General features: G+C 71.9%; 10 protein-coding genes. 9 read left to right on the top strand and 1 reads right to left on the bottom strand.

All coding sequences use genetic code 11. The features are described 5' to 3' along the window. Window positions 1-244 precede the first annotated feature (244 nt). Complete coding sequence (locus A176_RS36880; protein ID WP_044889903.1) at window positions 245-625, top strand: hypothetical protein; 381 nt, start codon at window positions 245-247, stop codon at window positions 623-625. A gap of 42 nt (window positions 626-667) precedes the next feature. Here A176_RS36880 and A176_RS41315 read toward each other — a convergent pair whose 3' ends face one another. Then, on the bottom strand, window positions 668-1,021 hold the full coding sequence (locus tag A176_RS41315) for a DUF5953 family protein (RefSeq protein ID WP_226994109.1): 354 nt from the start codon (window positions 1,019-1,021) through the stop codon (window positions 668-670). A 440-nt stretch (window positions 1,022-1,461) separates the two neighbouring features. Between A176_RS41315 and A176_RS36875 the strand changes: the two genes are divergently transcribed. The 8 genes from A176_RS36875 to A176_RS36840 all read left to right on the top strand — a co-directional run bounded on the left by A176_RS36875 (window position 1,462) and on the right by A176_RS36840 (window position 12,995). After that, entirely contained in the window at window positions 1,462-1,941 is a 480-nt protein-coding gene (locus A176_RS36875) for a chemotaxis protein CheW (protein WP_002633673.1), read from the top strand. After that, complete coding sequence (locus tag A176_RS36870) at window positions 1,938-3,818, top strand: CheR family methyltransferase (protein ID WP_002633675.1); 1,881 nt, start codon at window positions 1,938-1,940, stop codon at window positions 3,816-3,818. The genes A176_RS36875 and A176_RS36870 overlap by 4 nt, the downstream gene beginning before the upstream one ends. Further along, entirely contained in the window at window positions 3,818-4,429 is a 612-nt protein-coding gene (locus tag A176_RS36865) for a chemotaxis protein CheW (protein WP_002633677.1), read from the top strand. Before A176_RS36870 ends, A176_RS36865 begins: the two co-directional genes overlap by 1 nt. Beyond that, the gene (locus tag A176_RS36860) at window positions 4,426-6,069 is read left to right on the top strand and encodes a methyl-accepting chemotaxis protein (protein ID WP_002633679.1); all 1,644 of its coding nucleotides are present in this window, start codon (window positions 4,426-4,428) and stop codon (window positions 6,067-6,069) included. The genes A176_RS36865 and A176_RS36860 overlap by 4 nt, the downstream gene beginning before the upstream one ends. Next, window positions 6,069-8,285 (top strand): hybrid sensor histidine kinase/response regulator, encoded by a 2,217-nt coding sequence (locus A176_RS36855; RefSeq protein WP_002633681.1) that lies wholly within the window; start codon window positions 6,069-6,071, stop codon window positions 8,283-8,285. The genes A176_RS36860 and A176_RS36855 overlap by 1 nt, the downstream gene beginning before the upstream one ends. Beyond that, on the top strand, window positions 8,282-9,343 hold the full coding sequence (gene cheB / locus A176_RS36850; protein ID WP_002633682.1) for a chemotaxis-specific protein-glutamate methyltransferase CheB: 1,062 nt from the start codon (window positions 8,282-8,284) through the stop codon (window positions 9,341-9,343). Before A176_RS36855 ends, cheB begins: the two co-directional genes overlap by 4 nt. Window positions 9,344-9,457: 114 nt before the next feature. Then, window positions 9,458-11,161, top strand: coding sequence for an ATP-binding protein (locus A176_RS36845; protein WP_044889904.1), 1,704 nt, complete (start codon window positions 9,458-9,460; stop codon window positions 11,159-11,161). Window positions 11,162-11,207: 46 nt separating this feature from the next. Further along, window positions 11,208-12,995: a monovalent cation:proton antiporter-2 (CPA2) family protein gene (locus tag A176_RS36840; RefSeq protein ID WP_002633688.1), complete on the top strand. Its 1,788-nt coding sequence runs from the start codon at window positions 11,208-11,210 to the stop codon at window positions 12,993-12,995. Window positions 12,996-13,174: the final 179 nt, after the last annotated feature.

Genomic DNA, 13,174 nt, shown 5'->3' with positions numbered 1-13,174 from the left:
TCGATGAAGCGACAAACCCACGGGTCGATCGAATCGACCCCACGGTTCCCCATTCGCGTCCAGGAGGTTGGTCCGGCTCCGTAATGGCATTTTCGGAGTCCCCGAAAGAGAGCCCCTCCAGCAGTACGGACAGCAACAGGCGTCCAGCCTTCCAATGGCGGGCACGGCGAGACATACGAACGGCAAGACGATCCACCGGAAGCTCGGGATTTCGAAAACACCACTGCGAGTCAGGAAGATGCACATGAAGTGCTGGCTGGACGGATTGGAAATCGACGATGCGCCCATGGAAGAGGTGACGTTTTCTGCGCAAGGCGGGCGAGCCCAAATGGCTGTCGACACTGCTGACGGGCGACGCGTGTCGTTGGAGTTTCGTGGCGCAGTCGCCATGCGAATGGTCCCATCAGTGCTTGTCGATCGCGACCAACTCAGGGTTGATGGCAGATACAGGCGCTGTGTCTTGATATCCGACGACTCTGAATGGCTCCGGCAATTGATTTCAGCATCCGTTCACGCAAAGGAACCTATTGACGGCGCTCTGGTTCACTTCATCGTCCCTAGCGATGACTGGGTGTGGGAGTTGCTTGCTCGTGACTGTTGTCTCGTCGAGGAGTTGGGTTCATAGGACAGAGGCCGCCTGTGCCAGGGACGCCTCGACTGGCGTGCCTCACTCACCCGCATTGACGCGCTGGTGACGCCGCAACCGCCAATCCGGTGGCTCAAGCATCCGGTGCGGTACTGAGTGAGAATCTGCGGAAGCGGCAATGCCCTCTACGTCGAGCGGCAGATTGGAATGCACTTCGGACAGGGGCTGACCGCTCGAGATGAAGCCGGAAATCATCACGGGGTGACGCTCGTCCCCGCTGCAAAGGAAGGGGACCTCCTTGCCCCGGCTCGCGGCGACGAGCCGTGGCAACGCTGCAAGTCGCTGGCCCTCGCCAACGCTCCAGTCCAGCCACAAACCGGGAAGTGCCCGCTCCATCCGCTGAACGACAGCGAGTACGCGACCGTCACCTCCCACGAATGAAGCCCCCCGATGCGATAAGAACAAGGCGCAAGGGAGCGGTCATCGTGGGTACCTCATGACGCGGACCTGAATTCGGGGTTCCTGCAGTGCTCGACCGTGCGCGTCCGCGCGCACAAGTGAAGGCGCTGGGTGCAGCGACGGCCGTTGTTCAAGGATGCCAGCACGCCCAGCCAGCAAGGAGGCACGGCGCGACTCCCAGGCCCGCGACACTTGGGCCTCGAACTCGGGGACGGGCGGGGCAACCGGCGCCCCGGAATGACGGTGAACGACCGTTCATCCCGCACGCGTCGCCCCGGGGCACGTGGTGCGACCTGTCATGTTTCACCCGGAGCATCTGCTTGCCCGCCTGTCCCCTGTGAAGACTGGTGGACACCCGGACCGTCGGCCGACATCAGTGTTCGACAGTGGCCACGTCCACGTCTATGTCCCAGGATATGAGCCCCGCGCCCACGGAGGTGCTGCTGTTCACCTTGAACGGCCAGCGCTACGGACTGCCCGCACCGGACGTGCGCGAACTGGTGCGCGCCGCGCGCCTGACGCCCCTGCCTCGTGCGCCCGCCGTGGTGGAGGGCCTGCTGGACCTGCGGGGCGAGCTGCTGCCGGTGCTCGACCTGCGCCTGCGCTTCCGCCATCCCCCCCGGTCGCTGTCCCCCATGGACCACTTCATCGTGGCCTCCGCGGGGAACCGGAACGTCGTGCTGCGCGTGGACCGGGCCGAGGGACTGCGCGTCCTCACCCCGGATGAATGGGACCCCACCCCTCGCGAGCTGCCCGGCGTGGGCTACGTGGCGGGCGCCGTGAAACTGAAGGACGGGCTCGTCCTGGTCCATGACCTGCGCACCTTCCTGTCCGAGGCCGAGTCCCTGGCGCTGGACGCGGCGATGACCGCGCCGATGGAGCCGGAGACCGCGTGAACTGGGGCCCCTGGAGCCACCCGGGATATGCAGAGGTGCTCGCGTTGGTGGAGGAACGAGCCGGGCTCGTCCCACCGAGCTGCCCGGCCTCCGCCGAGGAAGGCATCGCCCGCGCCATGTCGCGCGCGGGCGTGAAGGATTTCGATGCCTACCGCCTTCGGCTGGTGGACGACCCCGCCGCGCTGGATGACCTGCTCATCGAGCTCACCGTCGGCGAGACATACTTCTTCCGCACGCCCGAGCACTTCGAGCACCTGCGCGGCGTCGTGCTGCCCGACCTGCGCGAGCGCCACGGGCCAGGCCACACCGCGCGCCTCTGGAGCGCCGCGTGCTCGTCGGGCGAGGAGCCCTACTCCATCGCCGCGCTGCTCATGACCGAGGGCTGGGAACAGCACATGGCGGTGTACGCCACCGACGTGTCTCGTGGGGCGCTCGCCCGGGCCCGGAAGGCCCAGTACGGCGACTGGTCCCTGCGCGGCGGCTGGGCGGACCGCATGCGCATCCACCTGCGCGCCGAGGGCCGCCGCTACCTGCTGTCGCCCGAGGTGCAGAAGCAGGTGCGCTTCAGCTACCTGAACCTGGCGCTCGACACGTGGCCCTCGCCGGAGAGCGGCATCTGGAAGCTGGACGTCATCTTCTGCCGCAACGTCCTCATCTACTTCAACCGCCCCACCATCGAGGCCGTCGCCCGCCGCCTCCACGACGCGCTGGACGAAGGGGGCTATCTCTTCACCGGTCCGTCGGATCCGCCGCTCGGCGGGCTCGCGCCGCTGGAGAGCGTCCTCACCGAGTGGGGCGTGCTGTACCGCCGGCCGCTGCACGGCGTCTCGCTGTCCGTGCCCTTCCCCTCCGCCGTCCCCTCCGCGTGGGCCGAGCCGACGGGAGCCGCCACGCCCTGGAGCCCGTCCTCCACGGGACTGCCCGGCCCACACGAGACCGCTGCCACGACCGCGCCCTCCTGGGGGGCCGGCGGTCGCGCGGATGCGGCACAGCCCACCGCCCGGTACGCACCGGGTGCCTCAGCCCCAAGCCCTGGGTTCGGGCGCGGTCCGGCAACGGGTCCGGGCGTGAATCCCTCGGGCGGCTTCGGCTCCGCGACAGGCGCGAGCCACGGTGCCCCGACCTCGGGCGGCTTCGGCTCCGCGGCGGGCCCAAGCGCTTCGAACATCGGTGGCATTGGCTCCTCGCCCACTCCGGGGCAACGCGCCTCGCACCCGGGAGGCCCCGGCTTCGCGACGGGCCTGAGCGCCTCGAACCTCGTCGGCGCCTCGCCCGCGCCGGGGCACGGCGCCCTCCCTCCAGGCAGCCCCCGCTCCACGCCGGGGACAGGCCCGCTCCCCTCCGACAAACAACCCCGAGCCCCCAGCGCCACGGCGGTGCAGGCCGCGCGGCAGGCCCTGGCCCGAGGCAACTGGCGCGAAGCGGCCCAGCACCTGGGCGCCCTGGACGCGGACGCGGACACCGCCGCCCTGGCGGTCCGCGCCCTGGCGAACCTGGACGCCTCGGCGGCCATCTACGCCAGCACCGAGGCGGCCGCCCGCCACCCGCTGGTCGCGGGCCTGCGCTACCTGGAGTCCCTGCTGCTCCTCGGCCAAGGCCGCCTCGCGGACGCCGAACGCGCCGTCCGGCAGGCCCTGTACCTGGAGCCCACACTCATCGTTGCGTGGCTCATCCTCGGGCGCGTGCTACGCAGGCATGGCGACACGGCCGGCGCCGTGAAGGCGTGGCGCGAGGCGGAGCAACTCTGCAACGCGCTGCCCTCGGACGCGCCCGTGCCTCACGCGGACGGAGAAAGCGCGAGCAGGCTGGCGGAAGTGGCGCGCGGTGAGCGGTCACGCATGGAGGCAGCCCTGGCTGCCGGTGAGGAGCTGAGCTGATGCCGGGTTCCGGCGAAATCGACTGGGCGACGACCCGCGCGCGGCTGGCGAAGCTGGCCGAGCTGGAGAAAGAGCAAGGCACCCTGACGCCCGAGGAGGCCTCGGCGCTGCTGGATGCCCGCGCCCGTGCGCTCGCCCGCGAGCCCAAGCCCGAGGTCGACCCCGGCACCCTGCGCGAGGTGGTCCGCTTCAAGGCCGCGGGCCAGCGCTACGCCCTGGAGTCCCGCTTCGTGCTCGAGGTGGTGCGCGCCCCGGAGCTGGTGACCCTGCCCGGCGCCCCGCCCGCGCTGCGCGGTCTCACGCTGATGCACGGCGAGGTGCTGCCGGTGGTGGAGCTGGCGCCGCTCTTCGGGCGCGCGCCCTCCGACACCCCGGGGCCCCTGCTCGTCGTGGGGACGCACCGCGCCGAGCTGGGCCTGCGCACCGAGGAAGTGGAGGAGGTCACCGTGCTCGCGGGCAATACACTGCTGGAGCCGCCCAGCACCCTGGACGACGTGGCCGGGAGCCTCGTGTCCGCGGCCGACAGGGACGGCACGCTGGTCTTGGAAGGCGACGCGCTGCTGAGTGACAGTCGCCTCATGTTCGATTTGTCCGACGAAGGAGCAGTATGAGCATCGGGAACCGCATCGCATTCGGATTCGGACTGTCGTTGTTGATGTTGCTGCTCGTGGCGGGCGTGTCCTTCCAGGGCGCCAACCAGCTCACCACGAGCACGTCCGGCCTGCTGAAGGCCCACGAGAACTTCCGCATCATCCGCGAGGTGCGCGCGCTGCTGATGGACGCCGAGTCCGGCCAGCGCGGCTTCATCCTCACCGGGGACGAGTCCTACCTGGTGCCCTACCGCGAAGCCGTGGCGGCGCTCCAGAGCGACATGCAGCGGCTGCGCGACGCCATGGCGGACCACCCCAACCAGCGCTCGCGCCTGAACCGGCTGGAGCCCATCGTCACCCAGCGGCTGAACCGGCTGGACGAAGGCATCCGCCTGCGCCGCGACCAGGGCCTGGAGGCCGGCGCGAAGTTCATCCAGACCGGCCAGGGCCGGGAGGTCATGCTCCAGCTCCGGCAGGTCATCGACGAGATGCTGGTGGCGGAGCAGGAGCGCTGGGACGAACACGCGACCGCCGCCCGGGAGATGGCCCAGCGCATCCTCTGGGTGCTGGGCATCGGCACCGCGCTGGGACTGCTCATCGTCGGCGCGGGCAGCTACATCATCACCCGCGGCATCACCGAGCCGCTGCGCGCGCTCATGGAGGGGGCACAGCAGCTCGGCCGCGGCAAGCTGGAGCACCGCATCCCCGTGAAGGGCAGCGACGAGACGACGGAGCTGGCGCGCGCCTTCAACGACATGGCGGAGAAGCGCCAGCAGAACGAGGACCAGCTCGAGAAGGAATCCGAGCAGCGCGAGCACACGCTCCGCACCGTGGCCGAGTTCGTCAACCAGCTCGCTGGCGCCAGCTCGGAAATCCTCTCCAGCACCACCGAGCAGGTCGCCGGCGCCCAGGAGCAGGGCAGCGCGGTGACGGAGACGGTGAGCACCATCGAGGAAATCACCAAGACGTCCGAGGAGGCCGCCGGCCGCGCCCGCGCCGTGAGCGACTCCGCGCGCCACGCCGAGGAGGTGGGCCGCAGCGGCCGCCGCGCCGTGGAAGAGGCCGTGGGCGCCATGGGCTCGGTGCGCGAGCAGGTGGAGTCCATCGCCTCGCGCATCCTCGCCCTGGCCGAGCAGGCCCAGGCCATTGGCGACATCATCACCACCGTCAACGACATCTCCGAGCAGACGCACATGCTGGCCCTCAATGCCTCCATCGAGGCGAGCCGCGCCGGTGAGCACGGCCGGGGCTTCGCGGTGGTGGCCTCCGAGGTGAAGGCGCTGGCCGACCAGTCCAAGAAGGCCACCGGCCAGGTGCGGCAGATTCTGGGACAGATTCAGAAGGCCACTCACGGCGCGGTGATGACCACCGAGGAAGGCACCAAGAGCGTGGCCGCCGCCACCCGCGTGGTGTCCGAGGCGGGCTCCAACATCCAGACGCTGTCGGACCTGCTGGCCCAGGCCTCGCTGACGGCGGCGCAGATCGCCGCCTCCGCGAATCAGCAGGCCACCGGCATTGGCCAGATTCGCCAGGCGATGCATGACGTGAACCAGGCCACGCAGCAGGCCCTCATCTCGTCGCGGCAGACCGAGCGCGCCATGCAGGACCTCAACGGCATGGGCCAGAAGCTCAAGGGGTTGCTCGGAGAGTACGGACGCTGATGGACCGCGACCGGTTGGCCCAAGCGCTGCTCGCCACGTTCCTCGAGGAGCTCGAGGGGCACATCGTCTCGCTCAACCGCGAGCTGCTGGCCCTGGAGCGTGAAACCGCCCCCGCGCGCATGGCGGAGCTGGTGGCGTCCCTGCTGCGCACGCTGCACAGCGTGAAGGGCGCGGCGCGCGCGGCCAGCGCCACCCTGGTGGAGACGGCCTGCCACCGCATGGAAGAGGTGCTGGAGCTCGTGCGCGACGCGGGCGCGGGCACCGCCGAGGTCTTCGAGCTGTGCTTCACCACCGTGGACGCGTTGGACGACGCGGGCCGCCGCCTGGCCGCGCGCCAGGACCTGGCGGGCTCGCCCCTGGAGGCCCTGCTGCCCCAGTTGGAGCGCGCCGCCGCTCGCCCGGCGGTCGCACATCCCCGGCCCCCACCGCCCGAGGTGGAGTCCGCCACGCCGCCCCCTTCCGCGCCGACCTTCGACGCGCTGCCGGCCACCGAGCCCACCGGCGCGTGGCCCGCCGCGCCTCCGGCCTCCGCCGCGCTCCAGGAGTCACAACCCGCCGCGCCCACCGGCGCGGAGGCCCTGCCCGTCCGCGTCTCCGCGCAGAAGCTGGACGCCCTGCTGGCGCGCAGCGGCGAGCTGCGCGTGGCCACGCTGCGATTGGACGGCCGCGCCGAGGCGCTGGACTCGGTGCGCGAGGCGCTGGCGCAGGCGCGAGAGGCGGTGCTCGGCACGCCCGGTGAACAGGCGCTGCTGCGCGCGGAGACGGAGCTGGCGCGGGTGACGCTGGACCTGGCCGCGGACCGCCGCACGCTGGGCGGCGTGGCCACGGGCCTGGATGACGAGGTCCGCCGCGCGCGCACCCTGTCCTTCGAGGAGGGCTGCGAGGGCCTGGAGCGCGCCGCGCGCGACGTGGCGCGCAGCCTGGACCGGCAGGTGCGGCTGGAGATTCACGGCGGCGCGCTGGAGCTGGACCGCTCCCTGCTCCAGGGCCTGCGCGAGCCGCTGTTGCACCTGGTGCGCAACGCGGTGGCGCACGGCCTGGAATCCCCCGAGGAGCGCGAGCGCCAGGGCAAGCCGCCCGAGGGCCGCCTCACCCTGTCCGCGCGGCTCAAGGGCAGCCGCGTGGAGGTGACGGTGGACGACGACGGGCGCGGCCTGGACCTCGCCGCACTGCGAGAGCGGGCGCGCGCCCGGGGCCTGAAGGTGCCCGAGGACGACGAGGAGGCCGCGCGGCTGGTGTTCCTGCCCGGGCTGTCCACCGCCGTGACGGTCACCCAGGTGGCGGGCCGGGGCGTGGGCCTGGACGTGGTGCGCATGCACGTGGAGGGACTGCGAGGCAGTGTGGAGGTGACGACGCTGCCCGGCCGAGGCACCTGCTTCGTCCTGGACGTGCCCCTGACGCTGAGCACGCTGCGGGTGCTGCTGGTGTCCGCGGGCGGGCAGATTCTGGCGCTGGCCAGCGAGAGCGTGGCGCGGCTGGTGCGCCTGTCCCCCGGCGAGGTGCGGGACGTGGAGGGCCGCCCGGCGTGGGCCTCTGGTGACGCGCTGGTGCCGCTGGCCTCGCTGGCGGAGGTGCTGGGCCTGCCGCCGGGTCCGCCGCGCACGCGGCGTGGCGCGGTGGTGCTGGCCTCGGGCACGGCGCGCGCCGTGGTGGTGGTGGACGAGGTGCTGGCCGAGCAGGAGGCATTGGTGCGCTCGCTGGGCCACCGCGTGCGCCGCGCGCGGCACGTGTCGGCGGCGGCGGTGCTTCCGGACGGGCGGCTGTCGCTGCTGCTCAACCCCGTGTCCCTGGTGCGCGCGGCGGGAGGCCGCCCGGCCACGTCGCTGTTCCCCGCGCCCGCGGCGCAGCGGACGCGGCGGCGGGTGGTGCTGGCGGATGACTCGCCCACCACGCGCGCGCTGGAGCAGAGCATCCTGGAGAGCGCGGGCTACGAGGTGGTGACCTGCGTGGACGGCGCGGACGCCTGGGAGCGGCTCCAGGCGGGCGGCGCGGACGCGCTCGTGCTGGACGTGGAGATGCCGCGCATGGATGGTTTCGCGCTCACCGAGGCCGTGCGCGCCTCGCCGCGCTTCTCCCGGCTGCCGGTGGTACTCGTCACCGCCCGAGGCAAGGCGGAGGACAAGGCGCGCGGGCTCCAGGCCGGTGCCAGTGCCTATCTGGTGAAGAGCGCGTTCGACCCGACGAGCCTGCTGGAGACGCTGAGACGACTGCTATGAAGAACGACCCGTTGCGCATCCTGGTGGCCGAGGACTCGCCCACCGCCCGACGCCTGCTGGTGGAAATCCTCCGCGCCGACCCCGCCTTGACGGTGGTGGGCGAGGCCAAGGACGGCGTGGAAGCCGTGGAGATGGCCCAGCGCCTGCGGCCCAGCCTGGTGACCATGGACATCCAGATGCCGCGCATGGACGGCCTGGAGGCCACCCGTCGCATCATGACGGAGGTGCCCACGCCGGTGGTGGTGGTGTCCACCCTGGTGGAGCGTGACATCCAGACGTCCATGGCCGCGCTCCGCGCCGGCGCGCTCGCCGTGCTCCAGAAGCCGCTGGGCCCGGAGTCGCCGGACTTCGACGCGGACAGCCGCCGCCTGCGCGACACCCTCAAGGCCATGGCCGAGGTGAAGGTGGTGCGCCGCTGGCCGGACCGCTCCGCCATGCCCGTGCCCATCCCCGCCAGCGCCAGGCCGCCCGTGACACCCACCGCCCCCGGGGTGGTGGCGCTGGCCGCCTCCACGGGGGGCCCGGCCGCCCTCTTCCGACTGCTGTCCGAGCTGCCCGCCAGCATCCCCGTGCCCCTGCTGGTGGTGCAGCACATCGCCATTGGCTTCAGCCAGGGCCTGGCCCACTGGCTGCAAACCGCCGGTCCGCTGCGAGTGAAGGTCGCGGAGGATGGAGAGCCCCTGCTCCCTGGGCACGTGTACCTGGCCCCGGATGATCGCCACCTCGGCGTGCGGGGCGAGGGCCGGGCCGAGGTGTCCCGCGCCGCGCCGGTGAATGGCTTCCGGCCGTCCGCGACGTGGATGTTCCGCTCGGTCGCGCGCGCCTACGGCCCCGCCTCCCTGGCCGTCATCCTCACCGGCATGGGCCAGGATGGACTCGAAGGCGTGCGCGAGCTGCACGGCGCGGGAGGCCGCATCCTGGCCCAGGACGAGCAGTCCTCCGTCGTCTACGGCATGCCCGGCGTGGTGGTGGGCGCCAACCTGGCGCACGAGGTCGTCGCCCTCCCGGACCTGGCCGCCCGGCTCTCCGCGGCGTTCCGGGGAAACGGAGGAGTCTGAGTTACACCCTCCAGAATATTGGATTTTAAAACATCCGCCGGAATCGAGCGCCGCTGGGATGGTCCAGCGGCCGGGCGGTGTCATGATGGGGTCCTCTCTTCAGCCAGTCCCCCCATGGCAGCTCGACTCTCCACGTCCTTCGCCGCAGCCTTCGCCGTCCTTCCCGACCCGTCCTACGTCCTGGATGGAAGTGGTCGTGTCCTCGCATGCAGCCAGGCGGGCGCACGGGCCGCAGGACGGTCCGTCGAAGCGCTCGTGGGCAGACACTGGGGCGAGCTCGGCTTCGCGCCGGAAGAGCTGGCCCGCTTGGAGACGGCCCGCGCCCGGGTGATGGCCACGGGCCATGCTTGTGACCTGGAGGCCCCCTGGGACACGGAGACGGGCCCTCGGCGCCACGCGCTGGTGCTCCAGTCGCTGCCCGCCGAGGACGACGGTCCCGGGTGCGTGCTGGTGACGGCGCGGCCGCTCACCGACGCGGAGGCGGTGTTCTCCCGCGCCATGGAGCTGGAGCTCGCCGCGAGGGCGGAGGTGGAGCAGGCCGAGCGCCGCCGCTCCTTCCTCTACCAGGCGATGACGACGCTGTTCACCCACCCGCCGGACCCGCAGGGCATGTACACGCTGCTGGCGCACCTGGCGGTGCCGGACCTGGCGGACTGGTGCCTGGTGGACGCGCTGGAGCAGGGTCCCTGGGTGACGCGGGTGGCGGCGGCCTGCCTGGACCCGACGCAGCAGGAGCGCGCGGGCGCCCTGCCCACGCGCATCGAGCTGCGTGAGGACGCTCCCGTGGGCCTCTTGCGCGTGCTGCGCACCGGCGAGCCGGAGCTGGTGCCCGCGGTGACGGACTCGCTCTTGCGCGCCGCCGCCGCCGAACCGGCGCACCCCGCGCTGCTGCGGCTGCTCCAGGCGCGCTCGTACATGATTGTCCCGCTGCGCGCGCGCGGACACACGCTGGGCGCCGTCACCTTCGTGTCGTCCGGCTCGGGCCGGCGCTACGGCCCGGATGACCTGGCCCTGGCCGAGGACCTGTGCCTGCGGGCCAGCCTCGCCATCGACAACGCGCGGCTGGTGGGCGAATCCCGCCGCGCGGCGCGGGCCCGCGAGGACCTGCTGGCGGTGGTGTCGCACGACTTGAAGAACCCGCTGGGCGTGGTGCAGCTCGGCGCGGCGCTGCTGCTGCGCGGCGCGGGCGCGAAGCCCGGCGGTGAGAGCGTGGCCAAGCAGGCCACCCGCATCCAGGACGCCACCGAGCGCATGTCGCGGCTCATCTCCGACCTGCTCGACTGGGGGCGCCTGGAGGCGGGCGGACTGCCGCTGGAGTGGGGCGAGCACAGCCTGATGGCGCTCCTCACCGAGGCCCTGGACGCCATCCGTCCGCTGGCGGAGGCCAAGGGCCTGCACCTGTCCGTGGACCTGCCCTCCGTCGACGTGCGCGTGCGCTGTGACCGGGTGCGGGTGCTCCAGGTGCTGGGCAACCTGCTGGGCAACGCGGTGAAGTTCACCGCCGTGGGGGGCCACCTGGCCCTGAGCGCGCGGGCCCGCGGCGGCGAGGTGTCCATCCACGTGCGGGACACCGGCTCCGGCATCGCCCCGGACGCGCTGCCCCACATCTTCGACCGCTACTGGCAGGCCCGGGACGCGGCCAGCCGGGGCACCGGCCTGGGGTTGGCCATCGCCAAGGGCCTGGTGGAAGCCCACGGCGGCGGCATCCGGGCGGAGAGCACGTTGGGTGTCGGCAGCATCTTCACCTTCACCCTGCCCTCCGCCTCCGTGACGCCGCTGGCCCACCCGCCGCTCGCGCGCGGCGCCACGGACGCCTGACTCCCGCCGCATTGCCGCCACGCGAAGGGCCGTGCGAGGAAGCCGCATGTCCTTCCTGCAGCAGGCGCTCGTCTTCCTCGCGGCGGCGGTGGTGGCGGTCCCTCTCTCGAGGAAGCTCGGCCTGGGCTCCGTGCTGGGCTACCTCGCGGCGGGCGCGGCCATTGGCCCCTGGGGGCTGAGGCTCATTGGTGACGTGGAGCACATCTTCCACGTGGCCGAGCTGGGCGTGGTGCTGCTGCTGTTCGTCATTGGACTGGAGCTGGAGCCCCGCCGGCTGTGGGCGCTGCGCCGCTCCGTCTTCGGCCTGGGCGGCGCGCAGGTGTTGCTCACCGGACTGCTGCTCGCGGGCGTGGGCCTGCTCCTCGGGCTTCCGCGCGGCGCGGCCCTCGTCACCGGCTTCGGCCTGTCCCTGTCCTCCACCGCCTTCGCGCTCCAGCTCCTGGCCGAGCGCAACCAGCTCACCACCGCGTATGGCCAGGTGGCCTTCGGCATCCTCCTCTTCCAGGACCTGGCGGTGGTGCCGCTGCTCGCGCTGATGCCGCTGCTGGGCGACGGCGCCACGCCCTCGGCCGAGCCGGTGTGGTGGCTGCTGCTCAAGGACGTGGGCGTGCTGGCGGCGGTGGTGCTGGCGGGCCGCTACCTGGTGCGCCCGGTGTTCCGCGCCGTGGCCGCCACCCACAGCCAGGAGCTGTTCACCGCCACCGCGCTGCTGCTGGTGGTGGGCACCGCGTCGCTCGTCAACGCCGTGGGCCTGTCCATGGCGCTGGGCGCCTTCCTCGCTGGCGTGCTGCTGGCGGACTCCGAATACCGCCACGAGCTGGAGGCCGACCTGGAGCCCTTCAAGGGCCTGCTCATGGGCCTGTTCTTCGTCACCGTGGGCATGTCGGTGAACCTGAGCCTCATCCTCCAGGAGCCGCTGCGGGTGCTGGCCCTGGTGCTGGGGCTGGTGGCGCTCAAGGGCGCGGTGCTCTACGGCCTGGGCCGCGTGGTGCTGAAGCAGCGCCAGCCCGCGTTGGATCTGGCCGTCGTCATCTCCCAGGGCGGAGAGTTCGCCTTCGTCCTCTTCTCGCTCGCCGCCGGCCAGCACGTCATGGAGCGCTCGCTGTCGGAGCTGCTCGTGGTGGTGGTGGGACTGTCCATGGCCACCACGCCGCTGCTGTATGCCCTGCACGAGCGCTGGGTGCGCCCGCGCCTGCAGCCCGCGTCCGCGAAGCGCGCGTACGACGTGGCCCCCACCGAGGACAACCCCGTCATCATCGCCGGCTTCGGCCGCGTGGGTCAGATTGTCGGCCGCCTGCTGCGCGCCAAGCGCATCGGCTTCACCGCCATTGACGCGAGCCCGGAGCAGATTGACTTCATGAAGCGCTTTGGCAGCCAGGTCTTCTATGGCGACGCCTCGCGCCTGGACCTGCTGCGCGCCGCGCGCGCGGAGAAGGCCCGCGTCTTCGTGCTCGCCATCGACGACATCGAGGCGTCGCTGCGCACCGCCCGCGCCGTGAAGGAGCACTTCCCGCACCTCATCCTCTTCGCCCGCGCGCGCAACCGCGTGCACGCCTACCAACTCCTGGACATGGGCATCGACCGGGTGATGCGCGAGACGTTCCTCGACAGCCTGGAGATGGGCACCGAGGTGCTCCAGGAGCTGGGCCTCACGTATTCGGAGAGCCGCCGCGCCCACGAGCGCCTGCGCGAGCACGACGAGCGCCTGCTGCGTGAAACGGCCCGGTTCCACCGAGACGAAAAGAAGCTGGTGGAGATGGCCGACAAAGCCCGCAAGGAGCTGGAGAGCCTCTTCGAGAAGGACGAGGCCGAGCAGTCCGACGGCGCCTCGTGACGCCCGCCGCCCCCGCACGCCCCAGGCTCCCTCCCGAAATCCTTGTTTCACCCAGGGTTGCATTCACCCGGGTCACATTCATCTGTCCAAGGTGCATCCGTGGGGCAGGAGGCCGCCTCCCCTGGTGGCGGTGGGTGCGACACACAGTGCGCCGACGCCTGCCTGGCATCGCATGAGGC

Origin of the sequence: Myxococcus hansupus (assembly GCF_000280925.3) — a bacterium.
In the GTDB taxonomy this organism is placed as follows: domain Bacteria; phylum Myxococcota; class Myxococcia; order Myxococcales; family Myxococcaceae; genus Myxococcus; species Myxococcus hansupus.
This window is presented reverse-complemented; position numbering and strand designations above follow the sequence as displayed.

What these genes read in the sequence shown, in the direction of transcription:
- A176_RS36880 (WP_044889903.1), top strand. Translation starts at nt 245, where the DNA reads ATGAAGTGCTGGCTGGACGGATTGGAAATCGACGATGCGCCCATGGAA.
- A176_RS36875 (WP_002633673.1), top strand. Translation starts at nt 1,462, where the DNA reads ATGAGCCCCGCGCCCACGGAGGTGCTGCTGTTCACCTTGAACGGCCAG.
- A176_RS36865 (WP_002633677.1), top strand. Translation starts at nt 3,818, where the DNA reads ATGCCGGGTTCCGGCGAAATCGACTGGGCGACGACCCGCGCGCGGCTG.
- A176_RS36860 (WP_002633679.1), top strand. Translation starts at nt 4,426, where the DNA reads ATGAGCATCGGGAACCGCATCGCATTCGGATTCGGACTGTCGTTGTTG.
- A176_RS36855 (WP_002633681.1), top strand. Translation starts at nt 6,069, where the DNA reads ATGGACCGCGACCGGTTGGCCCAAGCGCTGCTCGCCACGTTCCTCGAG.
- cheB (WP_002633682.1), top strand. Translation starts at nt 8,282, where the DNA reads ATGAAGAACGACCCGTTGCGCATCCTGGTGGCCGAGGACTCGCCCACC.
- A176_RS36845 (WP_044889904.1), top strand. Translation starts at nt 9,458, where the DNA reads ATGGCAGCTCGACTCTCCACGTCCTTCGCCGCAGCCTTCGCCGTCCTT.
- A176_RS36840 (WP_002633688.1), top strand. Translation starts at nt 11,208, where the DNA reads ATGTCCTTCCTGCAGCAGGCGCTCGTCTTCCTCGCGGCGGCGGTGGTG.